The sequence below is a fragment of the Acinetobacter tianfuensis genome, from assembly GCF_003611465.1.
Lineage (GTDB): Bacteria > Pseudomonadota > Gammaproteobacteria > Pseudomonadales > Moraxellaceae > Acinetobacter > Acinetobacter tianfuensis.
In genome coordinates this window covers 241,425-267,240 of record NZ_RAXV01000001.1, presented here as the reverse complement: position 1 = coordinate 267,240, position 25,816 = coordinate 241,425, and the positions used below count along the sequence as shown (strand labels likewise).

General features: G+C 42.8%; 21 protein-coding genes. 4 read left to right on the top strand and 17 right to left on the bottom strand.

Annotated elements, in window-relative coordinates; translation table 11 throughout:
- Window positions 1-37 precede the first annotated feature (37 nt).
- The 7 genes from D7V32_RS01230 to D7V32_RS01200 all read right to left on the bottom strand — a co-directional run bounded on the left by D7V32_RS01230 (window position 38) and on the right by D7V32_RS01200 (window position 9,090).
- Entirely contained in the window at window positions 38-463 is a 426-nt protein-coding gene (locus tag D7V32_RS01230) for a PaaI family thioesterase (RefSeq protein WP_120401089.1), read from the bottom strand.
- Between the two features lie 221 nt (window positions 464-684).
- A complete protein-coding gene (gene pstB, locus D7V32_RS01225) occupies window positions 685-1,599 on the bottom strand; it encodes a phosphate ABC transporter ATP-binding protein PstB (RefSeq protein ID WP_120401088.1) in 915 nt (304 codons plus the stop codon).
- Between the two features lie 12 nt (window positions 1,600-1,611).
- A complete protein-coding gene (gene pstA / locus D7V32_RS01220) occupies window positions 1,612-3,003 on the bottom strand; it encodes a phosphate ABC transporter permease PstA (protein WP_120401087.1) in 1,392 nt (463 codons plus the stop codon).
- Window positions 3,003-4,382 (bottom strand): phosphate ABC transporter permease subunit PstC, encoded by a 1,380-nt coding sequence (gene pstC / locus D7V32_RS01215; protein ID WP_120401086.1) that lies wholly within the window; start codon window positions 4,380-4,382, stop codon window positions 3,003-3,005. The genes pstA and pstC overlap by 1 nt, the downstream gene beginning before the upstream one ends.
- 99 nt (window positions 4,383-4,481) lie before the next feature.
- On the bottom strand, window positions 4,482-5,507 hold the full coding sequence (locus tag D7V32_RS01210; RefSeq protein WP_120401085.1) for a substrate-binding domain-containing protein: 1,026 nt from the start codon (window positions 5,505-5,507) through the stop codon (window positions 4,482-4,484).
- 674 nt (window positions 5,508-6,181) lie between these two features.
- Complete coding sequence (locus D7V32_RS01205; protein ID WP_120401084.1) at window positions 6,182-7,714, bottom strand: pyridoxal phosphate-dependent decarboxylase family protein; 1,533 nt, start codon at window positions 7,712-7,714, stop codon at window positions 6,182-6,184.
- 2 nt (window positions 7,715-7,716) lie between these two features.
- Window positions 7,717-9,090, bottom strand: a complete 1,374-nt coding sequence (locus D7V32_RS01200) for a diaminobutyrate--2-oxoglutarate transaminase (protein WP_120401083.1) — start codon at window positions 9,088-9,090, stop codon at window positions 7,717-7,719.
- Between the two features lie 480 nt (window positions 9,091-9,570).
- On the opposite strand from D7V32_RS01200, the gene D7V32_RS01195 reads away from it, so the two are divergent.
- A complete protein-coding gene (locus D7V32_RS01195; protein WP_120401082.1) occupies window positions 9,571-10,272 on the top strand; it encodes an SIMPL domain-containing protein in 702 nt (233 codons plus the stop codon).
- A gap of 172 nt (window positions 10,273-10,444) precedes the next feature.
- Window positions 10,445-11,041: a phosphatase PAP2 family protein gene (locus D7V32_RS01190; RefSeq protein ID WP_120401145.1), complete on the top strand. Its 597-nt coding sequence runs from the start codon at window positions 10,445-10,447 to the stop codon at window positions 11,039-11,041.
- Between the two features lie 188 nt (window positions 11,042-11,229).
- Here D7V32_RS01190 and proB read toward each other — a convergent pair whose 3' ends face one another.
- Entirely contained in the window at window positions 11,230-12,363 is a 1,134-nt protein-coding gene (proB, locus tag D7V32_RS01185) for a glutamate 5-kinase (RefSeq protein ID WP_120401081.1), read from the bottom strand.
- Between the two features lie 29 nt (window positions 12,364-12,392).
- On the bottom strand, window positions 12,393-13,604 hold the full coding sequence (gene cgtA / locus D7V32_RS01180) for an Obg family GTPase CgtA (protein ID WP_120401080.1): 1,212 nt from the start codon (window positions 13,602-13,604) through the stop codon (window positions 12,393-12,395).
- Window positions 13,605-13,868: 264 nt separating this feature from the next.
- Here cgtA and D7V32_RS01175 point away from each other — a divergent pair, with 264 nt between their 5' ends.
- Complete coding sequence (locus D7V32_RS01175; RefSeq protein ID WP_120401079.1) at window positions 13,869-15,065, top strand: MFS transporter; 1,197 nt, start codon at window positions 13,869-13,871, stop codon at window positions 15,063-15,065.
- Between the two features lie 49 nt (window positions 15,066-15,114).
- Here D7V32_RS01175 and D7V32_RS01170 read toward each other — a convergent pair whose 3' ends face one another.
- The gene (locus tag D7V32_RS01170) at window positions 15,115-15,495 is read right to left on the bottom strand and encodes a winged helix-turn-helix transcriptional regulator (RefSeq protein WP_120401078.1); all 381 of its coding nucleotides are present in this window, start codon (window positions 15,493-15,495) and stop codon (window positions 15,115-15,117) included.
- Between the two features lie 119 nt (window positions 15,496-15,614).
- Between D7V32_RS01170 and D7V32_RS01165 the strand changes: the two genes are divergently transcribed.
- Window positions 15,615-16,490, top strand: coding sequence for an SDR family oxidoreductase (locus D7V32_RS01165; RefSeq protein ID WP_120401077.1), 876 nt, complete (start codon window positions 15,615-15,617; stop codon window positions 16,488-16,490).
- A 38-nt stretch (window positions 16,491-16,528) separates the two neighbouring features.
- Here D7V32_RS01165 and D7V32_RS01160 read toward each other — a convergent pair whose 3' ends face one another.
- The 7 genes from D7V32_RS01160 to uvrB all read right to left on the bottom strand — a co-directional run bounded on the left by D7V32_RS01160 (window position 16,529) and on the right by uvrB (window position 25,685).
- On the bottom strand, window positions 16,529-17,209 hold the full coding sequence (locus D7V32_RS01160) for a hypothetical protein (RefSeq protein WP_120401076.1): 681 nt from the start codon (window positions 17,207-17,209) through the stop codon (window positions 16,529-16,531).
- Between the two features lie 2 nt (window positions 17,210-17,211).
- Complete coding sequence (locus D7V32_RS01155; protein ID WP_171407545.1) at window positions 17,212-17,904, bottom strand: MFS transporter; 693 nt, start codon at window positions 17,902-17,904, stop codon at window positions 17,212-17,214.
- A gap of 288 nt (window positions 17,905-18,192) precedes the next feature.
- Window positions 18,193-19,650 carry a glyceraldehyde-3-phosphate dehydrogenase gene (locus D7V32_RS01150; protein WP_120401074.1) on the bottom strand — a complete coding sequence of 486 codons (1,458 nt, stop codon included), beginning with the start codon at window positions 19,648-19,650 and terminating at the stop codon, window positions 18,193-18,195.
- 281 nt (window positions 19,651-19,931) lie between these two features.
- Window positions 19,932-21,689 carry a hypothetical protein gene (locus tag D7V32_RS01145; RefSeq protein WP_120401073.1) on the bottom strand — a complete coding sequence of 586 codons (1,758 nt, stop codon included), beginning with the start codon at window positions 21,687-21,689 and terminating at the stop codon, window positions 19,932-19,934.
- 208 nt (window positions 21,690-21,897) lie between these two features.
- A complete protein-coding gene (rarD, locus tag D7V32_RS01140) occupies window positions 21,898-22,836 on the bottom strand; it encodes an EamA family transporter RarD (RefSeq protein WP_120401072.1) in 939 nt (312 codons plus the stop codon).
- Between the two features lie 120 nt (window positions 22,837-22,956).
- Window positions 22,957-23,544 (bottom strand): lipocalin family protein, encoded by a 588-nt coding sequence (locus D7V32_RS01135; RefSeq protein WP_120401071.1) that lies wholly within the window; start codon window positions 23,542-23,544, stop codon window positions 22,957-22,959.
- A gap of 119 nt (window positions 23,545-23,663) precedes the next feature.
- Window positions 23,664-25,685, bottom strand: a complete 2,022-nt coding sequence (gene uvrB / locus D7V32_RS01130; RefSeq protein ID WP_120401070.1) for an excinuclease ABC subunit UvrB — start codon at window positions 25,683-25,685, stop codon at window positions 23,664-23,666.
- Window positions 25,686-25,816 lie beyond the last annotated feature (131 nt).

The following is a 25,816-nucleotide window of genomic DNA, read 5'->3' as shown; positions in this document are numbered from 1 at the left end:
AATCAGACGAAAGGTAAAATGCCGCGCTGCTGAAATATTAGAGAACTGACCGTACGGGAGGAATCGAATAGGTTCCTGTCACATGCGCCACAGGCTCATCCAGATCAACTGAATAAATCCAGACCTCTCCCACAACCAGTACTTTACCCACCTTTATAAGCCGGCACTCACCGCGCAGGTTTTGATTGCCTGAGGGCTTACGTAAAAAATTGATATTCATATTGGTTGTCACCGCTAGGCCCTGCAAACCTATTTCCCCCAATATAGCAACATACATTGCTAAATCTGCCAGCGCCATCATTGTCGGCCCTGAAATTGTGCCTCCTGGACGCAGATCAATGCTGCTGACTTTCCAAAGCATCACTGCGCTTTTATCACTTACTTCAACAATTTCCGCATTTTCTAAGCTTGGCGGAAATGACTGCTGTAAAAATTGAATAATGTCCTGCTTTGAGCTAGGCATAAAAACCATCCCTAATTTAAATATGCATGATTTTTTTAAATCAAATTAACCGCTATAACCATGACTTTATAGACAATTTTTTAAATATTTTTGTTTATATTTACAGCTTTTTAATATAAACAGAACCGCAAACGGCATATCAGCAACAATATTTTCAGACCTAATTCAAAACAAAAACAGAGCTTAAAGCTCTGTTTTTGTTATATAAAAATTCAAAAAAATCAACCAAAACGGCCTGTAATATAAGCCTCAGTCAGCTGATGATCTGGCTGAGTAAAGACTTTTTCAGTTGAATTCACTTCAATCAAATCACCTAAATGGAAGTAAGCTGTACGGTCAGAAACACGCGCCGCCTGCTGCATTGAGTGCGTCACAATCGCAATTGTATATTGCTTTGACAGCTCTGAAATCAGCTCTTCTACTTTTGCTGTTGCAATCGGATCCAGCGCAGAACACGGTTCATCCATCAGAATCACTTCTGGGCTGACTGCAATGGTACGCGCAATACATAGGCGCTGCTGCTGACCGCCTGAAAGACCTGTACCAGGCTGGCTTAAACGGTCTTTCACTTCATCCCACAGACCCGCCTTACGCAGACTGTTTTCTACAATTTCTTCCATGTCATATTTGTCACGCGCTAAACCGTGCAGTTTCGGGCCATAAGCAACGTTGTCAAAAATAGACTTTGGAAATGGGTTCGGCTTTTGGAAGACCATACCCACTTGTGCACGAAGCAATACCACATCCAAGTTCGGATCATAGATATCTTGATTATCCAGCATGACTTTACCTGTCACACGGCATGAATCAATCGTGTCATTCATACGGTTAAGTGTACGCAAGAAGGTTGATTTACCGCAGCCAGACGGGCCAATAAAAGCAATCACTTCATTTTCATAAATGTTCAGATCAATGCCTTTAATGGCCTCTGCTTCGCCATAATACACATGTACATCTGAAGTGCTCAGTTTGACATTTGAAGTTTGCTGATCTTTCTTTGCAGCAGCTTGGGTATCAAACTGCGAAACAAAAGAAGTCGCAGGCTGTGATGCTGTTTGTTCAAACGATGTAAATTGCGTTTCTTTTTGATTCACTGACTTATCCTGATCTAAGGAATTTTCAACAGCTGTATTCATAATCATATCCTCTTACCAGCGAACTTCAAATTTCTTACGTAACCAGATGGCTAAGCTGTTTAAGCCAATCATTAACGCAAGAAGTACAATAATTGCCGCTGCTGTACGCCCTTCAAAGAAGTTGCGCAATTCATTACCCTGCCATAAGAAAATTTGTACAGGCAATGCCGTCGACTGATCCAGCGGCGTCGCAGGTACGCTGGCAACAAAGGCACTCATACCAATTAATAAAAGCGGCGCTGTTTCACCCAGTGCTTGCGCGACGCCAATAATCGCGCCAGTCAAAATACCCGGCAGCGCCAGCGGCAGCACATGATGAAAAACCGTTTGCAAACGAGATGCGCCTAAACCTAAAGCTGCTTGGCGAATAGATGGCGGCACAGCTTTCAGTGATGCACGTGTTGTAATGATGACTGTCGGCAAGGTCATTAAGCTCAGCACTAAACCGCCGACCAATGGTGCAGAAAGCGGCATGTGCATCCAGCCAATAAAAATGGCAGCGCCTAAAAGACCAAATACGATCGATGGAACAGCAGCCAAGTTGTTAATGTTGACTTCAATTACATCTGTCAGCCAGTTCTTTGGCGCAAACTCTTCAAGATAAATGGCAGATGCAACGCCTACAGGGATCGAGATCAAAATCACGATCATCATCATGAAGAGTGAACCCATAAATGCGCCAGCCAAACCTGACGTTGCAGGTGAACTGCGCGAATCCGGGCTTGCAAAAATATTCGTATTGAATGTGCTTTCAATAATACCGTTGGCTTCCAGCTTATCTGCAAGCTGACGCACTTCAGGACTTAACTGCTGCTGCTCATCAGGCAGCGAGCGGTCAATATTGCCTGCCAGCCACACATCAACATTGGCGTCAGCAAGCACTTTAATATCTTTGGTTTTACCAATCAGCGATGGATCTGCAAAGACCATGTCACGCAAACGGTAAGACTCCGAACTGGTATACATCGTACTTAAATCATCACGGTTCGCTTCAAGCGATTTATCTTTAGCTATAATGCCGTTGATAATTAATGCATCCCAGTCCACCATTCCCATATTCATTTGCCATTCAATAAAACGCTGTTCATATTGCGCCGGTGATTCACCTTGACGCTGTACAGGTTTCGCCCCAGCATTAATTATTGAAGGGTCAAAATAAACAGGGACGCTGATGCTGCTTTGCCAAAAAGCAGGCAAGCCTTTCGCTAAAATGCTGCTGAATAACAGCACAACAAAAAGCAAGCCGATGACTACGGAACTAAAGCCAAAAATACGGAATGATTTTTCTTTGCGGTGGCGTTTAGCCAGCGAGCTTTCAATGACTTTCTTACGTTTTTCACGCTGCTCAGCCGCTGCTCGCGGATCTGCTTGAAGATCCAAAGGTGAAGTGTTTGAAGTAGTCATTATTCGTATTGCTCACGATATTTACGCACAATGTAAAGTGCAATAATGTTCAGACCTAATGTAATTACAAACAGCGTTAAACCTAATGCAAATGCCACCAATGCCTGCGGGCTGGCGAAGTCTGTATCACCTGTCAATTGATTCACAATGGTGATGGTAACTGTTGATACCGCTTCTAAAGGGTTAATGTGCAGCAATGGACTGTTGCCGGCAGCCAGCACCACAATCATAGTTTCACCAATCGCACGAGATGCTGCCAATAAGAAAGCGCCGATAATACCCGGCAGCGCCGCAGGTAACACCACTTGGCGGATCGTTTCAGATTTGGTTGCACCCAAGCCCAAAGAGCCGTCACGCAATGCACGAGGAACCTGAGTAATAATGTCATCTGAAAGCGATGATACAAATGGAATGATCATAATGCCCATCACGAAACCAGCTGTTAACGCGCTGGTTGCATTGATGTCTAGACCAATCATAGCGCCTAAATTTTTGGCATAAGGGCCAATGACCATTAAAGCAAATACACCATAAACAATGGTTGGAATACCCGCCAGAACCTCAATGGTCGGCTTTGCCCAAGAGCGGAATTTTGGCGATGCATATTCAGCAAGATAAATTGCAATCATGAGTCCCAGCGGCACCGCAACCAGCAGTGCAATACCGCTGACCATAAGGGTTCCCCACAGCAATGGCAGCAAGCCATAACTGCCTTCAGCTGAGCCTGAAGTGCTGAATCCAGGATTCCACTCTGTTCCCAAAAAGAAGTCGATTGGATTTACAAAGCTAAAGAAACGCATTGCCTCACTAAACATAGACATTACAATGCCAATTGTTGTGAGAATAGCAACACCAGAACATAGCGCTAAGGCGACGTTAATGATTTTTTCAACTTGGTTACGCGCACGGAACTGTGAAGCAATACGTTTTTTCGCAATCACTAAACCTATTAATGCAGCACTGATCACCACCGCCACTTTCGCAAAAGTACCAATCGTCTGTACCTTACTTAACTGCTCCGCTGCCGCAACTTCATAAGCCGCAGGAGTATCTGTTACACCAAAACCTGAAGCAATGGCGCGAACACGGTCCATCAGCACATTAGTGCTTGCTGGATCTAAATGAGAAGCGACATCTGCAGGAACACTGCTTAAAATCAGATGACGTAAAATATTCGGTTCGACCAAGTTCCAAACAATCAAAATTAAAAAAGCAGGGATACCGCACCACAGCGCAACCAACGCTCCGTAATAACCCGGACGTGAGTGCAGCATTGCAGAATTTTGCCCCTTACCTGCTAGGTTGCGGCTCTTGGTTAAGCCAATTTGGTAAGCGACGGCGATAATCGCCAGCAACACACCCAAAAGTAGCAGATTCATGTGTTCTCCACTGTTTTTCCAATTGTCATTGTTTGAAAAAACGATCTATGCAAAAAAGCCGATGGCAAGTTCAACTTGCCACCAGCTGATTCATTCATTTTATTTAACAGCTTTGCCAGCCTTAAAGTTAGCCAGAACTGCAGCACGCTCTTTATCAGATAAAGAGATCAAGCCTGCACGGTCTAATTTTGAACCTTTGCCAGAAACTTTCTTGCTTAAGAAAAATTCTGTGTACTGCTGTAAGCCTTTAATTGATTTAAGGTGCTCACCTTTCACGTAGAAGAACAGCGGACGTGATACAGGGTAAGAACCATTTAAAATCGTTTGCTCAGATGGCGCTACATTATTTACTGTTGCAACACGCAGCTTGTCACGGTTTTGATCATAGAAACCTAAACCGAATACGCCCACTGCATTTGGTGAGGTTTTCAAGCGAGCCAATGTTTCAGTGTAATCACCTGAAATCTCGACAACACGGCCATCTTTACGGAAAGTTGAACATGCTTTTTTCTTCGCATCTTTATCTAAAGACTTAATTGCAGCATAAGTTTCACAGCCTGCATCCACCATTTTCTCCTGGAACACTTCGCGCGTACCATGATTCGAAGCTGGAATTACAAGAGTGATCGCCTCATTCGGCAGTGATTTATCAATTTGACTCCAACGGGTGTACGGGTTTTTTACCATTTTACCGTTAGAAGGTAGCTCTGCAGCCAAAGCAGCAAAGACATGCTGCGGACGCAGTTTATAAGCGGCTTTCGTTGAGTTAGAAGCAAATACAATACCGTCGTAGCCAATTTTAATTTCTAATACTTGGTTTACGCCATTCTTTTTACATTCAGCTAATTCTGTATCTTTAATTTCACGTGAAGAGTTTGCAATATCAATTGTGTTGTCGCCAACACCGTTACAAAATTGCTTTAGGCCGCCTGAAGAACCGCCTGAACCCACTACGGGTGTTTTAAACTGCGGGAATGTATTGCCAAACTCTTCTGCAACAATACTTGCGTATGGAAGCACTGTAGAAGAACCAGCAATTTGTACTGTGTCGCGTGCTGCGTTTGCAGTTGCTGCAGCAGCCGCCCCTGTTAATGCCAATGCAAGTGCAATCTTATTAAAGCGCATTCTGATCTCTCTTAGTTCATGCTTTTTGGAGTACGCCACTTGTTGTTTGAAGTTTTGTACTTATTTCGATAGTTGCATTTTGATTTTAGATTATGACAATCAGGTTACAGCTTTATGACGATTTTATGATGTATGAAAATATCGAAATTAAGAATTATTGTGAAAATATCACAAGCAACCCGCAGAACAAGTTACCCGCCTCGATCATCTCATTTTAAGAAAAATAAGCTCTTTGCCATAGACAGTACATTTTATCGCAAGCTATGGCGTTAGTGACCCTACTTTAACTGTACTTTTCATATAAACAATCAATTAAAAATCAAAAAAAATACTATTCCATAGTTTCCAATTCATAATACTTCAAGCTGCTACACACCCATTTTTCATTGCATTGCGCCAAAACAATAATGTTCCTAAATTAAATAAATGAACATTGCATAGATCCAAATACAAATGTATGAAATACATACATTGTAGGTTTATTCATTCCAAAATTAGATTGCTGAAGAAAATTTTGAGCACAGCTTTATGCAGCAAAGCTTCTTTTCACGATCCTATTTAATAGTGCTTTTTTCTCATTTTAAGAATGATTTTTTCTATTCAGTTCAACGAATATAAATACAATAAAAAAGGAGCTCTAATGAGCTCCTTTTTCTACAACAACAAAATGACGCTTAGTCAATTGCAGGTGTATAGGTACCGTCAGCGATTGGGCCTTTGATACGATCCGCTTCTGCAAGTACAAGAGCAAGCAAATTCTTAACGTTGTCTAAAGTCGCTACTGGGCTTAAAGTCGTCATTTTCAAAGATTGAACCTGGCCTACTTTAGTTACACCAATGTTCGCTTCACCGCGCGCAAACAATTCGTCTGCTACGTTTTGGTTCAATGTATCTAACAATTCAGCTGGGTAGCCTTCAGGGATCACACGGAACAATACTGATGCAAATTGAGGATCAACCAGCATCTCTAAACCGTCAGTCGCAGTAATATATTCAGCGACATCACGTGTTAAAGTTACACCATGGTCAATCATCGAACCGTACAGCTCTTCACCTAGCGCTTCAACCGTCATCCACAATTTCAAAGCATCAAAACGGCGAGTAGTTTGCAGTGACTTAGATACAAGATTAGGTACACCATGCTCTTCATCATACGCAGAGTTTAAGTACTCAGCCTCAAAATGCATGAAACGGTAGTTTGCTTCATCTTTAAGCAAGAATGCGCCGCATGAAATCGTTTGGAAGTAATGCTTATGGAAATCAAGCGTGATTGAATCAGAAAGTTCAATACCGTCTAACATGTCACGGAAATCATTCGATAAAATTAAAGCACCGCCCCATGCTGCATCAATATGCATCCATGCGCCATACTTATTGGTAATTTCACGAACAGTTTTCAACGGATCTATCGCGCCAGCGTCAGTTGTACCTGCCGTCGCAACAACACAAGCAACAATTTTACCTTCAGCTTGAAGGTGAGCCATCATCTTCTCAAGTGCGTCCATATCCATGCGTGCATTCGCATCTACAGGAACAGTCACAACAGACTGGAAGCCCATACCCATCATCGCCATGTTCTTTTGCACAGAGAAATGCGCATTTTCAGAACAAATCACTTTCACGTTACGCATAGCTTCCGCAGGCACGCCATCACGCTGAACAGACCACGGATTGCCGTTTTCATCTTTCCAGTTTTTCGCGATGCACGCATCACGCGCAAGCAAGACACCCATGAGGTTCGACTGCGTACCGCCAGAGGTAAATACACCTGCTTGACCTGCACCATAGCCTACTTTTTGGCGAAGCCAGTCAATTAACTGAACTTCCATCAATGAACCCGCAGGGCTTTGGTCCCATGAGTCCATCGATTGGTTAGTCGCATTGATTAACACTTCCGCGATTTGACTTGTCACCATTGTTGGGCAGTGCAAATGCGCTAAAGAATGCGGATGATGCACTTTTAAGCTTTTATTTAAGAAAAGCTCAACCATGCGGTCCAATGACTTTTGAACGCCCATACCTTCTTTTGAAGGATTGAACGCAATTGCGCCGCGAAGCTCTTTAATGCTTCCGCCAGTATACATTTTGTCATTTTGCAACCATGCAGAAACGGCTTTCACCGCTTCGCCCATTGCTGACTGATAGTCAGCAATGGATTGTGCATCATTGCAGAATAACGCCTTACGGTGTTCTGCAAAATCAACCATTATTAAGCGCCTCGAACAGCTACTAGAGCTTCAGCAATTGCTTTCTTAAAGCGGACAATTACTTCTTCACATTCAGCTTGAGTAATGATCAGCGGGCAAAGCAGACGGATAACAGTACCGTTACGGCCGCCTTTTTCTAACAATAATTTATTGTTAAAGCATGCTGCTTGAATCGCCGCTGCAAGTTGACCGTCAGCAGGTAAAGAACCCATGTGGTCTGCTGCTTTACGCTCATCAACAATTTCAACACCAATCATCAAACCGCGGCCGCGTACGTTGCCGATGCATGGGAATTCTGCAGCTAATTTTTTCATTTCAGCTTGTAAGAAATCACCGCGCTCTTGGGCATTTTGCGCCAAGTTTTGTTCTTTGATTGTTTTGATTGTTGCAAGGCCAGTACCCATAGCTAACTGGTTACCGCGGAAAGTGCCCGTGTGGCCCGCTGGCTGCCATGCATCAAACTTGCGTTTAATACCCAGTACAGCTAGAGGCAGACTGCCGCCAACTGCTTTAGACATAACGACTACGTCCGGTTCAATACCAGCGTGTTCGAATGCGAACATTTTACCTGAACGCGCAAAGCCTGCTTGAACTTCGTCAAGAATCAACACAATGTTATGTTTTTCAGTTACTTCGCGGATTTTCTTTAACCATTTTACAGGTGCAGTAACTACACCGCCTTCGCCTTGAATCGCTTCAAGGATCACAGCTGCAGGCTTAGTTACACCGCTTTCTACATCTTCAATGAAGTTTTCAAAGAAATAAGTTAAAGCGTCAACACCAGCCTCACCGCCTAAGCCTAACGGGCAGCGGTATTCATGCGGGTAAGGCATAAACTGAACGCCTGGCATTAAGCCATTTACAGCATTTTTAGCAGACAAGTTGCCTGTCATTGCTAAAGAACCGTGCGTCATGCCGTGGTAACCGCCAGAAAAGCTGATAACTGAACTTCGGCCAGTATATGTTTTTGCGAGTTTAATTGCTGCTTCTGTACCGTCTGCACCAGATGGACCGCAGAACTGCAGGCAATATTCTTCTTTACCGCCAGGCAATTGCTCTAGCAGCGCTTCAGTGAACGCATCTTTTAATGGAGTTGTTAAATCTAAAGTATGCAATGGCAGACCGCTCGCAAGCGTATCTTGAATACTTTGAATAACAGCAGGATGGTTATGGCCTAGAGCCAATGTGCCCGCCCCAGCTAAACAGTCAAGGTACTCTGTACCTTCAACATCGGTAACCCAGCAGCCTGAAGCTTTTGCTATCGCAAGTGGAAGTTTACGTGGATAGCTACGAACATTGGATTCCATTTGACTTTGGCGAGTTAAATAGTATTCGTTTGTAGACTCAGTGGCAGTGTTTACGGAAGTAACGCTCATATCGAATTACCATCTCTGATATGGGTTGAAAGAAATAAGTCGGGTGACTTTTGGTCCTTTGACTCGGCGCTTTATGAATTTCCAGTTAGCTCTTCAGCTTAATGTATTGGCTAACTAGGAGGCGGATGATACAGATTTTTTCAAGAAAATAAATAACTTTTGTACGCAATTATCCACTTTCATAATTGAAAAAAGGGATCAAACCGACCATTAGAGTGAATTATCATCTTACATTGTGACAAGTGAAAGAAAATAGTCCATTTTGGCAATATATCAAAGTTCAATATCCAATCAAGTAAAGAAACTTTAAAAACACACCTAAGTAAATGTTATTTAAATAATTTAATAAAATTAAATTTTATTCAAAAAACATCTGTTTTTTACAAAGCCGCCACAATTTTTTCTTTAATTACACACGTTTCACCCTTACTATTTTACACAATGTATTTAGATTAAAAAATACTCAAAAAAAGGTTAAACATGCATAAACTCGCCCTTAGCGCTTTACTGGCAAGCGCCGCATTCAGCACAGCAGCTTTTGCGCAAAATAATGAAACGCTCAACTACAACTTGATTAACATTCAAGCCGAGGCGGTCCGCCAAGTCTCCAATGATGAAATGCATGCCGTTTTGTTCATTGAAAAATCACATAAACAGCCCGCAGAACTTGCCAGCCAAATTAACCAGCTGATGAGCCAAGCTGTGACAACAGGACGCAAATATCCAACCGTTAAAGTTGAAACAGGTTCTCAATCAACCTACCCCATTTATGACAACGACAGCCGAAAGCTGAAAGAATGGCGCGGCCGCGCAGAAATCCGCATTGAAAGTACAGACTTTAAAGCTGCCAGCCAGCTGGTCAGTGAACTGCAGCAAAACTTTCAAACCCAATCGATTAACTTTAGCGTATCCGACACACAGCGCAAAAAAGTTGAAAATGAGCTGATGGTTGAAGCCTCGAAAAACTTCCAGCAGCGCGCGCAAACCCTCGCTCAGGCTTGGAATAAAAGCGGCTACAATCTTGTAAACCTGAACTTGAATACCAATAATTATGGCGGCCAGCCTGCTCCGCGTATGGCAATGATGAAAGCAGCTATGGCTGATGCTGTTCCTGAACAGGAAATGGCATCTGGCGAATCTAGAATCTCAGTCAATGCCAATGGCTCAATTCAATTAAAATAAAACCCTCCAAAACAGATAAGGCGTTTAAGCAAATTCAGTTTGCTTAAACGCCTTTTTTATGCAGAAAGCACAGCTGCAATACTATTTTAAATACAGATATTTTCATTTATTTACATTCATTTTTTCTGCTTTTGTTAAATTCACTCACTCACTAAAATTCTTTCTCATACTTATGTCTATTGAGCAGCTGAATTTATCAGCTTTTTATCTTTTAAATGTCCCAGACAATGCTTCAGCTTTCATGATGAATTATGCTATTTTCATTGCTCATGATCTCATTTATATCCTGCTGTTTATATTTATTCTATGCTGGCTGCGCGGCAGCAGCACTACAAAAAAATATATTTTCAAAGCATTTATATTTACATTCTTCTCCCTTTCGATTGGTGAAATTTTATCTTTAGCTTTTAATACACCGCGCCCTTTTGTCATGGATGTAGGCCAAACTTTAATTGCGCACTCACCTACGGGTTCTTTTCCCAGCAACCATATGGCTATTTTCAGCAGTATTGCATTTTCATATTATTTTTCTGCACGGCGGGATATCGGGCGCCTGCTTTTGGCAGTCGCTTGGCTGGTCGCGTGGTCACGGGTATATGTCGGCGTACATTTCCCTATTGATATGTTAGGCGGCTTCTTTATTGCATGGGCGGTCAACTATTCAGGGCTGAATGTCTGGAATAAATATAAAGAACAAATTATGGCTTGGGTGATGGCTATCTACCAAAAAATATTTAGATTATTTATAGAAAAAGGCATTATCAAATAAGCCTTTTGATTGATAACGCCTGCGTTAAGACAGGTTTTACTCACTTATTTTTGCTGGCCCAATTTCAAAATAAATGAACCGCGGCGCCAAAAATTCAACGTTATTGGCAGCTTTATGTTTTGAAACTCCTCTTGCTGTACAAAAAAGGAATAAAAAAACAGCTCCGAAGAGCTGTTTTTTAACTTGAATCAGTAAATTGACATGTGATTGCGGTGAATCATCTCAAGCGAGCGCGCCTCACCCAGCACTTGATGTACCTTATCGGATGCTAAGCCCTTTACAATTTCCGCAGAACGCGAACTGAAATTGACACGCCCCACTGCAACGCGGTGTCCTTGTATGTCCACACATTCAACCACATCACCGCGCTCAAAATGCCCTTCAACGTCTTTTACGCCTACAGGCAATAAGCTGCGGTGATTATCACGAATAGCTTTTACCGCGCCATCATCAATGACTAAACGGCCTGCAGTCTGTAAATGCGCTGCCAGCCATTGCTGGTGCGCTGTTACGCGGTCATTATCTGTAATGAATAATGTTCCCAGCAACTCGCCAGCCATTACACGTGACAGCACATGATCACTGTCACCGCTGGCTATCACTGTCGGACAGCCAGACTTGGCAGCCAGACGCGCTGCGCGCACTTTGGTCAGCATGCCGCCGCGGCCAAACTTGCCGCCGCCGCCTGCCATATCAAACAGTGACTCATCCATTGCACGTACTGTATGGAACAGTTTTGCATTTGGATTATTGCGCGGGTCTGAATCAAACATGCCTTCTTGGTCAGTTAAAATCACCAAAAGGTCTGCATGTACCTGACCTGCCACCATCGCAGCCAACGTATCGTTATCGCCAAAACGGATTTCGTCTGTAGAAACAGTGTCATTTTCATTGATGACAGGAATCACACGCCACTCAATCAAGTTTTGCAAAGCATCACATGAGTTCAAATAACGGCGGCGATCAGCAAGGTCATCATGAGTTAACAGCACTTGTGCTGTGCGGATAGAGCGCTGCTCTAACACACTTGACCAAGTATGAATTAACCCCATTTGACCAATAGCGGCGCAAGCCTGAAGACTTGGCAGATCTGTGGGCCGGCTGTCCAGATTCATTCGAACCATACCTTCAGCTACAGCTCCAGAAGACACGAGAATAATCTCATGTCCTGCATTGTGCAGTTCTGCAATTTGTCCCGCCCAATGCGAGATTGCATCCAGATCTAAACCTTTACCGTTTGCTGTGAGTAATGCAGATCCGATTTTAACAACGATCCTTTTGCAATTCTTAAACTGCCGCTGTCCATCTGCCACTTCTATCATGTTGTCCTCAGTTACTCTTATTCAAGCAATTAACGCACGTAGTACGATTCTGCCTCATCTTCGCCATCGTCATCATCTTCGTCATCGCCCAGCAAACCTGCCAGACGCTGTTGACGGCGCATTTCACGATACGCTTCTTTCGCAGCAAGCGTCTGTTCACGCGTTTCAGCTTCAAGCTGATCACGGAAGGCTTTCATTTCTGCTGCGTATTCTGGATCTTCCTCTTCACGCTGACGCTGTTCATCAATCGTGTCCATGAGGTAGTACACAACATCTTTGGTACCTTCAAAGGTTAAACCAGAAGTCTTAAATACTGGTCCTTTCCACTGAAGCTCATCCAAAATGTGCTGGCACCATTCATCACGCGTATCTTCAGCCAGCTGGTCTACTTTATTCAATACCAATACAACCGGCAACTTCGAAAGCGTTGGGGAAAATTTCAACAGCTCATTTAAAATTGCTTTTGCATTGTATGCTGGGTCTGAACCGTCGATTGGCTGTACATCTACAATGTGCAGCAAAATACGGGTGCGCGCCAAATGCTTTAAGAAACGGATACCTAAACCAGCACCTTCTGCAGCGCCTTCAATTAGGCCTGGAATGTCCGCCATCACAAATGAACGGTAACGGTCAGCATCGACAACGCCTAAATTCGGCACCATCGTTGTGAACGGATAATCCGCAACTTTTGGCTTTGCCGCAGATACAGCACGGATAAAAGTAGATTTACCCGCATTAGGCATACCCAATAAGCCAACATCGGCAAGCACTTTAAGCTCTAGACGGATTTCACGGAACTCACCTTTACTGCCGTGCGTACACTGGCGCGGAGAACGGTTCGTCGATGATTTAAAATGCGTATTGCCCAAGCCGCCGTCGCCGCCTGCAGCAACCAGCACACGCTGACCGCTGGAAATTAAATCGCCAATAATATCGCCAGATTCAGTGTCTACAATCGTTGTGCCCACCGGTACCAAAAGTACAGTATCTGCACCGCCGCGGCCTGAACAGTTCGCACCGTGGCCATTTTTAGCGCGTTCCGCACGGAAACGGCGCGTGTAGCGGTAGTCTACGAGCGTACTTGTATTTTCATCTGCTTGAATATAAACACTGCCGCCACGGCCGCCGTCACCGCCGTCAGGGCCGCCGAACGGTACGAATTTTTCACGGCGAAAACTGGCTACGCCATTGCCACCGTCGCCAGCCTCTACGGTAATGACTGCTTCATCAACAAAGCGCATATTGCCAATCCTCTAAAAACTTTAAAACCGCCTATTCTGCCATATTTTAAAGTATTTCTCGAATAGAATTATTCAGCATTCACTGAGTATTTCTCATTTATATTGCAAAATATGCACTTCTTATTCTCTGCTCTCCTCATTTTTACTCTTTGCTTTTTCAGGCGCTGTACTTATTGCTGCCGTATATGATGTGATCGCTTTATGTTATTTGTTTTAGCTCAAACACCCCGCTATAGTTCAGCCACGCTGCTCTAGGGATATTCGATGCATCAACCGCTTGCAGGCAACGCTCAGCCTGAACTTTCTTCGCAATTTGTCCTGCTCATGGCTTTAGCCTGCGGCTTATGTGCAGGTTCTGCCTATTTTAATCAGCCCTTAATTTATTCTATTCAGCACAGCCTAAGCCTCACAACAGACCAAGCTGGCTTATCTGTCGTGCTGGCGCAAATCGGCTATGGCTTAGGCCTGCTGCTTTTAGTTCCTCTGGGTGATTTACTGAATAAAAGAAAGCTAATTGTTTTTCTGATGGTGTTTGCAGGTTTTTCTCAAATACTGCTTTCATTTAGTTTCAGCCTAATTTGGCTCTACAGTTTTACACTGTGTTCAACTTTTGGCGCAATTTCTGCACAAATTTTAATTCCTTTTGCATCCAGTATCAGCACGCCCGCACAAAGCGCTGCCACTGTGGGAAAACTCATGAGCGGCCTTGTCATGGGCATTATTTTATCGCGCACCTATGCAGGCTTTATTTCAACTTTTTGGTCTTGGAATATGGTGTATTTCAGCAGCGGCATAGCCACGCTTTTATTCGCCCTGCTCATGTGGAATAAGCTGCCTGCAACAAAACCGAATACCGAACTGACTGTTGCAAAGATTTACCGTTCACTGTTTCAGCTGGCAGCAGACGAACCGCATTTAATACGGCGGGCCTGCGCAGGCGCTTTAGGCTTTGCTATTTTATCGATGATTTTCACCTCAATGACTTTTGTTTTAGCCAACCCGCCCTATTACTTTAGCGACTTTCAAATTGGCCTATTCGGCCTATTGGGTGTGATTGGCATTTACTCATCCAGCTGGTCAGGGCGCACCGTCGGCCAAGGTAAAGAAAATAAAGTAGCTATTCTTTGCATCAGCCTCATGCTGCTGTCCTGTATTCCGCTGGCCTTTGCACAGCAGAATATTGCAGCTTATGCCCTTGGCGTGCTGATGAGTTATTTTGGGCTGACGGCTTTTCATGTATTGAATCAAAATCTGGTTTACCGCATTAATCCAACTGCGCGCTCACGCATTAATGCCGTGTATATGACCATTTATTTTTCAGGCGCGGCTTTGGGTTCATTAACTGCTGTTTATGCATGGCAGTACTGGGGCTGGTACGGCTGTGTCAGTTCTGCCCTTGTTTTTGCTTTGGGTATTCTGCTGATTGACCGCTATGATTTTAAAACCATGAAACCAGTATAAAAAATTTAGGGCATATGCATGCAATATGAATCTGCCCTATAACGCTAAATTACTGAGGATTAACAGCTGCAGTTTTATGCTCCAAAATCTCTGGGAGTTTAGTTTCGATCCAAGTAATTAAATAAATCACTTTTTCTGCTGCTTGTGAACCAGTCAATGTCAGCTGATACTCCACTTTAGGCGGTACAACTGGATAGACCGTACGCAAAATAAAACCGTCGTTTTCCAGCATTTTCAGCGTCTGCGCCAGCATTTTCTCACTAATGCCTTCAATTCGCTGCTTCAGCTCACTGAAACGGTGTACACCATCATTTAAGCAGCGTAATACCAATACTGACCATTTATTGGTGAGATGCTCCAAAATTCCTCTAGATGGACACTCACTGGACAAAACTTGACCTAACAATTTACTTGAAGCATAAGCACTCATTAAATCTCACCTCTGGGTAATAAGCTTACTTTTTGGTACGTACTTTCATTTAGTAAGTTAACAGAATATGATTTAGCCATCAAGTTTATTTTTTATACAAATTCACAGAGGGCTTTAAGATGAAAATTGCAATTACTGGCGCAACAGGCCAGCTTGGTCAACTGGTGATCCAAGCATTATTAAAACGGGTACCTGCCGACAAAATTATCGCCTTAATCCGAAATAAAAACAAAGCTGCTGATTTAGCAGCTCAAGGTATTGAACTGCGCCATTTTGACTATGATGCGCCTGAAACTTTAGTCTCAGCACTTGAAGGCATAGACAAACTGCTGCTCATTTCTGCCAATGAAATTGGACGCCGCCTGCCGCAGCATCAAGCCGTCATTCAAGCCGCGCAAACAGCCCGCGTGCCATACATTGCTTATACCAGCTTATTACGCGCAGATACCAATCCATTAGGCTTAGCACAAGAACATCGCGATACAGAGGCCTTAATTCAAGCCAGCGGGCTGAACTACACTCTCTTACGCAACAATTGGTATAGCGAAAACTATTTAGCTGGGCTTGAACAATACATTGCTTCTGGAAAATTATTGAGCGCAGCTAAAAATGGTCAAATCAGTTCTGCTTCACGTGCAGACTATGCAGAAGCTGCTGCTGCAGTACTCACATCTGCAGGTCATGAACAAAAAATCTATGAGCTGGCTGGTTCTGAAAGCTTCAGTAAAGCTGATTTAGCTGCTTTTATTACTCAAGTTTCTGGACAGCCTGTTGAATATCTAGAAATTGGCGGCGCGGCGCTCGCTCAAGGCCTAACAGCAGCAGGATTGCCTGAAGGTTTAGTGAACTTAATTACTGAAGCGGATATAGAAACAGCCAATGGCGTCATGTTCAGTGACAGCAAAGACTTGGAACAGCTGATTGGCCATAAGACCATATCTATCCAGTCTCAAATCAAAAGTTTAGTGCACAGCGCAAATATTGCATCACTCTAATTGAAGGAAAACCCGCTCAAACTGAGCGGGTTTTCTGTTTAAGGATGAATATTCTTTAACGGCACATTCATTTGCATGTCCAAATTCGCTTTGCTGTTACGTTCGGTGTTATACATCGTGGCATGAAAGGCTGCGACTTTACGCATAGTCATCGGATCATTAATATTCAGCTGCGGTGAAATTGCATGACGCACGTGTAAATGTACAGGCTCATTAAAATCAAAATATACAGGGCCATTAAATACAATCTTGACTGGCACGGTATATTGCCGCTGAATACGAAAAGGCACTTCTAAATCAATAGGAATATTCAGCTTCAGCGGAAACTTCGGCAACAGCTTGTTTTGATAAATCAAGTCAGTCGTCGCTTCCAGCGGCATATTTTGCTTAATACGCAGCGGTGTTTCGTAGTCTAAATTTACTGTAATTGGCACTTCCACACTAAAGGCCAAATTGGCTAAATATTTACCCTGCAAAGGCAAACTCAGCTTGCGGTCTAAAGCGATGGATGTATTTAAGCCGCCCTTTGCATGCGTTTCCAAATAATTACCGACATGAATGACCGTAGGCAATGAATGCGACAGCTCTATATCCGCTTGCTGTGCTGATACTTTCAGTGATGCCTGAATATTCAGATACAGCCAAAATAAGACCGCAATTAAAACAGCAGTGCCTGTAAAAGCAATCAGCCAATGCCAGTATGAACGGAAGATCCGCATGATTACTGCCCCGCTTGATGTGCGCTGCGCTGAGAAAGTGACATATCTTTTAATGGAATGATCAATTCACCGCGCTTAATTTTCACAGGCAAAGTATTTTTGACATCTACAGTTGCCTTTAACGCTGTTTTAATTGGCACATTCAGTTTGCCTTCAATGGGAATATTGGTTTTTAACGTTGTTTCCAGCGGTATATGCAGATTTTCTTTCAGCTGTGTACGTACAGGCGCATCAAACTTAAGATGAATTTTTTGTTCCAAAGGCACATCTATTTGAATAGGTACATCCAACTGAATTGGAATCATCCCTTTCAAAGGCAGTGTAATCTCCTTACCCATTACATTAACCTGCACCTTTGTATCAATCGGCATGTTTTGATTGACTTTTAGTGTCTCACGTACAGGTATAACGGTTTTAATCGGCACTTGGTTATCAAAAAATACCCGCGGTGTCAGAGTTTGAGTTAAAGGAATATTTAAATTTTCCCGAATTGGAATTTCTGCATTGACCCGCCCTGTAACATCGACATTCAGCGCGTCATGAATTTTCACCTTTGCTTGCAGCGGTTCCTGCAAATCAATACGGACACTTTGATTTTCCAATGGAATATTAATATTAAAATGCTTAAATACCCAGATTGCGAGCAATACACCACAGATTGCTGCAAACACGATAAAGATCAATCCACCCAGCATATGTTTTATTTGCAAAGTTATTCCTTAACTTCTTTTATCTTTTTTATATTATTTCAAATCCAAGTATTTTAGTCTGCTTAAAATCGTCAACTTTATGTAGCATTTTTTTAAATTATTTCATGTACTTATTTTTAATAATTTAAGCAACAAGCTTTGCTTTAATCACCTAACTGATCGTGCTGGCTAAGCTTCCCTCTGCTGGGCTGAATATTTTGATCCACAGCAGGCAACATGTTAAACATAAAAAAGAGCCTCATATGAGGCTCTTTTTTATTCCGTACTGACTAATTATGCATTAGTTTCAGCAGGGATTTTAGGGTAGCTTACGCCGCCCATTTGTTCAGCAATACGCAATACTTGACAGCTATAGCCAACTTCGTTGTCATACCAAACGTATGCAGTTAAACGATTGCCAGAAGTAATCGTTGCTTGCGCATCAAATACACCTGCAGTGCGTGAACCGATAAAGTCAGACGATACAACTTCAGTAGAGTTTGTATAGCCGATCTGACCTTGAAGGCTTGAGCTGATCGAAATTTGACGAATGTATTCGTTCACTTCTTCACGCTCTACTTCTTTCTCAAGTGTTAAGTTAAGAATAGCAAGAGATACGTTTGGAGTCGGGACACGTACAGAGTTACCAGTCAATTTGCCTTTAAGGCCCGGAAGCGCTTTAGCAACAGCTTTAGCCGCACCAGTTTCAGTAATTACCATGTTCAGTGTCGCAGCACGGCCACGGCGGTCAGCTTTATGGTAGTTGTCAATTAAGTTCTGGTCGTTTGTGAACGAGTGAACCGTTTCAACGTGACCATTTAATACTTTGTATTTGTCATCTAACACTTTAAGTGTTGGAGTGATCGCATTCGTTGTACAGCTTGCAGCAGAGATAATTGCATCTTCATCAAGAATGTCGCCTTGGTTAACACCATAAACAACGTTCTTCATGTCACCTTTACCAGGTGCAGTCAAGATTACACGTGAAGCGCCTGGGCAGTTAAGGTGCTGAGAAAGACCTTCTGCATCACGCCATTTACCCGTGTTATCGATTACAAGCGCATCGCTGATGCCATAAGCTGTGTAGTCAACTTCTGCAGGGCTAGAAGCATAAATAACTTTGATGAATTGACCGTTTGCAATAATTGCTTCGTTTTCTTCATCTACAGAAATTGTACCTGAGAATGAACCATGAATAGAGTCACGGCGAAGTAAAGAAGCACGTTTTTCCAAGTCACCGTCAGATGATTTACGCACAACAATTGCTTTTAGGTTCAGACCGCGGCCTAAACCGGATTGAGCAATCATAAGGCGCGCTAAGATGCGGCCAATACGGCCAAAACCGTAAAGAACAACGTCTTTGCCTTCTACAGCAGTCGGACGGCCTTGTGCTGACTGAACAGATTCAGCAACAAATGCGTCGATATCGCCGCCTTTTGCTTTAAATTCTACAGCAAGTTTGCCTAGGTCAATTTCAGCTGTGCCAATGTTTTCAATTTTCGCCAATGCTTCAAGAATTGGGAAAGTGTTTACAACAGAAAGCTCAACGTCCATCATGCGTGTGAAACGGTGCGCTTTAAGAATTTGGATAACCGAACGGTTAACTAAAGAACGGCCGTAAATAGTCGTTGCGATGTTTTTCTCACGATATAGCTTACCGATCAAAGCAATCATTTGTTCCGCAATTTCTTCACGGTTTTTCCAGCGACCTTGGTGCTCTGCATGTAGGGCGATAATAGTCTCTTTGCTCACAGATACGTCCTCTAATTAATTGTATATCTAGGCATTAAATTCAAAACCCGACAATTGTAATGGAATTATCTAAAATATAGAATCCATAAGCAGATTTTGATGAGACTATTTTCCTATATATTCACTATAAATTAGAAAAATAGTTGTAATTATTTTGATGATTTTATTTTTAAAACATTTAAATATACATTTTACAGCAAAAAAATAATTAATTTTTAATTGCTTATTTATCACGCGCTATTAAGTTCTAAATTCGTCACAGCCTATATCAAATTGTTAAATCAGGTCGAGTAATTCAGTTCATAGCTCATTTTCTCTGCTTTAGATGCTACAGAAAAATTCAAATCAAAATGAATAGACGCATTGAAGTTTTCTACGTCAAAATCAGTATAATTATCTGGCAAGCGCAATAAAATAGGCAAACGTGTCAGGCCATTATCACCGCAAGGAAAAGCATAGTGGCGCTCATTGTCGCTAAAGTTATGCAAGCTTTCAAATTCTAAGAAAACTGAACATCTAGGACTCATCCGCGGCGCCTGCAGAATACTCATAAACATTTTATGTTTCAGCTGCTGCCCTGCTTTCTGCGCTTCCAGCAAATCACGCTCCGCTTGCTGGCCTTTAGTCATGCGCTTTAAGAAAGAGGCTTTTTCTGCACTTTGGCGTTTCAGCTTGTTGGTATAGATGGTCAGTTCACGGAAATCCAGCAAACTTTCCGTAATCACAAAACGGATATCCTGCAGCGGTTTCAGCGAACGCTGATGCATCACATCCCATTCTGCCTGATTCAGCGGCACAAAAGTATCTTGTCTGCGTTTTTCCATCAGCTTTAAAAAGCCAACCAGTTTATATTCAAACTGCTGTACATTCGGATTAAATACCAGCGCAGGCTGTTCTTTAAACTCACGATAATATGCAAGCAATTCAGAATATAAGCGGTGGGCATTTAAATATAAATAATCAAATTCCTCAATATGTGACAAATGGGTTTTAACCGCTTCATGCACAGGTTTGAAAAAGTCACTGGTTAATGCATTTTCAAATTTTTTCAAATGCATCTGCGCAACCACATCAGCATTTTTAGCAACAAATTGAATCGGTTCAATCAGCATTGGAATTAAAGTATTTTCACATACTTCTTCCAGCTGAATGACCAAGTCCATCACATCGACATGAATTTGACTTTGAATGGTCACCATACACTCAATTTGCGCTTTAAAACGATCGATATAATCATTTTCGCCAGCTTGGGCCAAATCCAGCACAATGACATTCAAAAAAACTTGATCTGGTATCGCGCCTTTTTCTTCGGCTAAAAAACGGCGTACAGAATACGGGTTATGTTCGACCTGCATAACAGGCGCTGTCACAAAGATGAACTCTGAGGTTTTAACCAACTCAAAATGGCGGATTTTTTGCTGTTTGCTTAAATAGTATCTGAAAATCGGCAGCTTCATAAACGGTGAATTACGTTTCAGCAATGGCTTGAACCAATACCCCAGCAGCTGCTGCTTTATATACACTTCAATAATAAAACATTTAATTTGCGCTTCGCTCAGCTGACGGACACCCTGCGGCGGCGTAATCTGCATACGGCGGATGACTTTCGCTGCGTTGAGCAAAAATGTACGGCGGATCAGCAGTTTTTCCCGCTGCAGCAGAAAATTTTCGTCCACTTGGATTTGATCAATCTGCTCGATTGCATTTTCTAAATAATCTGCAATTTGAGCGCTGTCATCTAATGTTTTTAAATCTTCAAGCGATTCACTTAGGGTTTTAGCAATTGCGCGCATCCGCTCATTGCTTAAACCATGTTTTAAAATTGCAAGACTGGACTGTGCTTTAAACTCAAAAGTGTTTGTCATTCTGTTCCAGACAATTTCTTTAGATCTTAAAATTTGACTGTCAATTTCTTCACGAAGCGCCATATCTACATCATTAAAAATGGCGGTTAAACGCTCGTTCCAATCCACATCCAGACTAGGTTCTAGCTGTAATAATGCGGCGCGTATTTGATACGGAATACTGCTGTTTTGCATCGTCTAGCCCTCAAAAAATTATTTTTTGAAATATGAATGGTTTTTTTTAATGTTTTGCAAATGTTAAACAGTTATCATTTTTTAATCAATACCGAGAAACCATCTATGAATGAAAAATTACGTTTTTTTTATTTTTTGAGTAAAATCAAAATTCAATTATGAACGATTAATATAAATTTAATGTTTCACATCTCAAATAGCGCTGGAATCACAATTGATCTTCCAGCCTTTTTTGCATACCTTCAATATTTTTAGCCAACGCCTTTTTATGCTTCTGCTGCTTCAGCAAATGCAGTGTCCCTTCTATAACCAAAAGCAGTACAGCCAGCCAAATTGGTATATACGTCAGCCATTCTCCCGCTTCTACACGCTCCCCAAGCATAATCGATGCAAAAGCCAGCAGGACAGGTTCTAAATAGCTGAGCAGGCCAAAAATCACAAAAGGCAGCATACGGCTGGCCAAGATATAGCTTCCAAGCCCTAAAGCGCTTAAAAACCCGAGCCCAATCACGGCCCAAATCAAATGCGGCAATTGCAGAATAAGCGGCATGCTGTCGCTATAGTAAAAGCCTAGATAAATTGCAGCGGGGATAATCAGCATCAAATCCCACCAAAAACCGCCTAAATTGTCCGTTTGAAATACGCGGCGCAAAAAGAAATACAAAGGATATGCCACGGCAACATAAGCTGTTTCCCAAGCAATGCTGCCAATACGCCAGATTTCATGCCCAACACCCAGCACAGCTAAAATAACCGCCGCTATCTGCCAATGCGACAGCTTTTCTTTATAAAGTACGCATCCCACCAGAACCATGACCAAAGGCAATAAAAAATAGCCCAAGGAAACTTGCAGCCCGCGGCCGTTAATCGGCCCCCATAAAAATAGCCACAATTGCGTTGTACAAAGCAAAGAGCTGAAAATCAGCCAAATAAGAAATACTGGCTGACGTACACTGCGCTTAAAAATTTCTGCTGCATGCTTTAAGTCACCCGTAAAATACATAAAAAGAGTGAGGAAAGGCAAAGTTGCCAGCATACGCCAAGCAAAGGTTTGTTCGCTGTCCAGCGGCTGCAGGAACTGCGTATAAAAATACAGCACCCCAAAAGTGACTGATGCCAATACAGACAAAGCAACGCCTTTATACATCATTCACCTCAAGTTGATTAATTAAGCAGCCTCTGCAGCATGCAGAATAAAGCTTTAATATTCTAGCAAATAAAAAACCATGCTTAAGCATGGTTTTTTACATCTGTTATAAATTCAGCATTATTTTCCAGTTTGTTTTGTCCGAATCAAATCGGATAAATCATATCCTACTGATTTTGCATATTCTAAATATTCATGAATGACCTGCTGTTCAGGATGCGGTGTCCGTGAAAGCACCCACATATATTTACGCCTAGGCTCACCCACTAAAACGGTCTGATAGTCATCATCTAATTTGAGTATCCAGTAATTAGCGCGGCCCGCAGGCAGCCAGCGGATCGCATCAGGTAAAAAGCTGACTTTCAATTTGCTGTTAAATGGCGCATTTTCTACAAATGCCTCACCTAAAGACGATGCCGGTGTGCCGTCTTTCATAACACAGCTGTTTTCTACCTGCACATTGCCATTTTCATTCAAGGTATAAACTGCGGTGACATCCCGTGCACATTTATTTTGAAACGACAGCGGTTTGCGGGCTACTTCATACCAAACACCCAAATAGCGGTCTAACTCTACCCGCTCTACGACACTTAAGGGCTTAGTTTGCGCATAAGCCATTGTTACAGCACCCAGCCCCGCCAGTACAGCGCCGCCCGCAAGAATTTTAGCCAGTCTAAAGCCAGCTTTAGGGAGATTATTATTGATCATCAAGTTTTACCTGCATCTTTAAAACCGTATTTCATTCACAATTGCTTATTTACAATAACGCGTAAAACCCATGCCTCTGTCTAGGTTGTGTAAAAATTAATCAATCTCTTATTTCTGACTTACTGCAGCATTTGCGCTTTCAAACGCAGAATTTCATCACGTAAGCGGGCCGCCTGTTCAAATTGAAGCTCCTTCGAAGCTTTCAGCATTTCTTTTTCCAATTTGCTCATATGCTTTGCCAGCAGCTTCGGATCTGACAGCAAATGCATTTCATCTGCGCTTAATGCTTTAGCTTGATCCTCTGCGCCTGCTTCAATTTGGTCATCCGTCAGAACTTCACCGTCATCCAAATCTTTTACGACCTGACGTACTGCGCTGCGCGGCGTAATACCATGCAGCTGGTTAAATTCAAGCTGTTTTAAACGGCGGCGCTCCGTTTCATCCATCGCCTTTTGCATGGAGTCTGTTATACGGTCTGCATATAAAATGGCTTTGCCGTTTAAGTTACGCGCTGCACGGCCAATGGTTTGGATCAGAGAACGTTCAGAACGCAAAAAACCCTCTTTATCGGCATCTAAAATTGCGACCAATGAGACTTCAGGCATGTCTAAGCCTTCACGCAGCAGGTTAATTCCGACCAGAGCATCATAAATACCTGAACGCAGCTCATGAATAATTTTGGTCCGTTCAACCGTATCAATGTCTGAATGCAGATAAGCCACTTTTACGCCATATTCTTTTAAATATGAAGTGAGGTCTTCTGCCATACGTTTGGTCAATGTCGTGATGAGAACACGTTCGTTCAGCTCTTTACGGTTATTAATTTCAGACAGCACATCATCCACTTGTGTCAGTACAGGTCGGATTTCTATTTCCGGATCAACTAAGCCTGTCGGGCGCACCACCTGTTCGACAATCTGTTCGGACTTTTCCAGCTCATAACGTGCTGGCGTTGCGCTGACATATATCGTGGCAGGAACAATACGCTCCCACTCCTCAAATTTCATTGGCCGGTTATCCAGCGCGCTAGGCAGACGGAAACCATAATTCACCAAGTTTTCTTTACGTGAACGGTCACCTTTATACATTGCGCCTATCTGCGGCACAGTCACGTGCGACTCATCAATAATCAGCAGCGCATCATCCGGTATATAGTCAAACAGTGTCGGCGGCGCTTCACCTGCAGGACGGCCTGATAAATGACGTGAATAGTTTTCAATACCGTTGGTATAACCCAGCTGCTGCATCATTTCCAAATCATAGCGGGTACGCTGTTCAATACGCTGCGCTTCCAGCAGCTTGTCATTGGCGCGGAAAAAGCCTAGACGTTCTGCCAGCTCTTCACGGATGGTATCAATTGCACGGCGCAAATTATCTTTCGGCGTCACATAGTGGCTTTTCGGATAAATCGTCACACGGGGCACTTTACGCACCAATTTGCCCGTTAAAGGATCAAACCAGCGGATCGAATCTACTTCATCATCAAACAGCTCAATACGGATTGCATGCTGATCCGATTCGGCAGGGAAAATATCGATAATTTCACCGCGGATACGGTAAGTACCGCGCAAGAACTCTAACTCATTGCGGGTGTACTGCATTTCGACCAAACGGCGGATGATGTCATCACGGTTAATACGGTCACCCTGCACAATATGCAGCAGCATGCTCATATAAGCATTCGGATCACCCAAACCATAAATAGCAGAAACGGATGCAATAATAATGGCGTCTTTACGTTCTAACAGCGCACGCGTAGCGGATAAACGCATTTGATCAATATGATCATTAATGGATGAGTCTTTTTCAATAAAGGTATCTGAAGACGGCACATAGGCTTCAGGCTGATAGTAGTCATAATAACTGACAAAATATTCCACGGCATTGTGCGGGAAAAAAGCTTTGAATTCTCCATACAGCTGCGCTGCCAGTGTTTTGTTATGCGCCATAATAATGGTCGGGCGCTGTGTCTGCGCAATCACATTCGCCATGGTGTAGGTTTTGCCTGAACCCGTAACCCCAAGCAGCAGCTGATCGCGATAGCCTTGCTCCACACCCAGCACAAGCTTTTGAATGGCTTGAGGCTGATCACCCGCTGGCTCAAAGTGGGTGACTAATTCGAAAGGCTGGCTATCACTCATAATATTCGGCTATTTCACGCTATAAATTTCATGTTCAATTATGAGGGCAAATGAAAGCGATACAATGCTTAATCTGCATTTGTTTTAATCTGGCAGCCGCTTTATGACGCAGCGCAATCTTTCATCAGCCT

Bases quoted from the DNA above. Each gene is read 5' to 3' on its own strand.
- D7V32_RS01230 (WP_120401089.1), bottom strand. From the start codon at position 463: ATGCCTAGCTCAAAGCAGGACATTATTCAATTTTTACAGCAGTCATTT.
- pstB (WP_120401088.1), bottom strand. From the start codon at position 1,599: ATGAATACAGCTGTTGAAAATTCCTTAGATCAGGATAAGTCAGTGAAT.
- pstA (WP_120401087.1), bottom strand. From the start codon at position 3,003: ATGACTACTTCAAACACTTCACCTTTGGATCTTCAAGCAGATCCGCGA.
- pstC (WP_120401086.1), bottom strand. From the start codon at position 4,382: ATGAATCTGCTACTTTTGGGTGTGTTGCTGGCGATTATCGCCGTCGCT.
- D7V32_RS01210 (WP_120401085.1), bottom strand. From the start codon at position 5,507: ATGCGCTTTAATAAGATTGCACTTGCATTGGCATTAACAGGGGCGGCT.
- D7V32_RS01205 (WP_120401084.1), bottom strand. From the start codon at position 7,714: ATGGTTGATTTTGCAGAACACCGTAAGGCGTTATTCTGCAATGATGCA.
- D7V32_RS01200 (WP_120401083.1), bottom strand. From the start codon at position 9,090: ATGAGCGTTACTTCCGTAAACACTGCCACTGAGTCTACAAACGAATAC.
- D7V32_RS01195 (WP_120401082.1), top strand. From the start codon at position 9,571: ATGCATAAACTCGCCCTTAGCGCTTTACTGGCAAGCGCCGCATTCAGC.
- D7V32_RS01190 (WP_120401145.1), top strand. From the start codon at position 10,445: ATGTCTATTGAGCAGCTGAATTTATCAGCTTTTTATCTTTTAAATGTC.
- proB (WP_120401081.1), bottom strand. From the start codon at position 12,363: ATGATAGAAGTGGCAGATGGACAGCGGCAGTTTAAGAATTGCAAAAGG.
- cgtA (WP_120401080.1), bottom strand. From the start codon at position 13,604: ATGCGCTTTGTTGATGAAGCAGTCATTACCGTAGAGGCTGGCGACGGT.
- D7V32_RS01175 (WP_120401079.1), top strand. From the start codon at position 13,869: ATGCATCAACCGCTTGCAGGCAACGCTCAGCCTGAACTTTCTTCGCAA.
- D7V32_RS01170 (WP_120401078.1), bottom strand. From the start codon at position 15,495: ATGAGTGCTTATGCTTCAAGTAAATTGTTAGGTCAAGTTTTGTCCAGT.
- D7V32_RS01165 (WP_120401077.1), top strand. From the start codon at position 15,615: ATGAAAATTGCAATTACTGGCGCAACAGGCCAGCTTGGTCAACTGGTG.
- D7V32_RS01160 (WP_120401076.1), bottom strand. From the start codon at position 17,209: ATGCGGATCTTCCGTTCATACTGGCATTGGCTGATTGCTTTTACAGGC.
- D7V32_RS01155 (WP_171407545.1), bottom strand. From the start codon at position 17,904: ATGCTGGGTGGATTGATCTTTATCGTGTTTGCAGCAATCTGTGGTGTA.
- D7V32_RS01145 (WP_120401073.1), bottom strand. From the start codon at position 21,689: ATGCAAAACAGCAGTATTCCGTATCAAATACGCGCCGCATTATTACAG.
- rarD (WP_120401072.1), bottom strand. From the start codon at position 22,836: ATGTATAAAGGCGTTGCTTTGTCTGTATTGGCATCAGTCACTTTTGGG.
- D7V32_RS01135 (WP_120401071.1), bottom strand. From the start codon at position 23,544: ATGATCAATAATAATCTCCCTAAAGCTGGCTTTAGACTGGCTAAAATT.
- uvrB (WP_120401070.1), bottom strand. From the start codon at position 25,685: ATGAGTGATAGCCAGCCTTTCGAATTAGTCACCCACTTTGAGCCAGCG.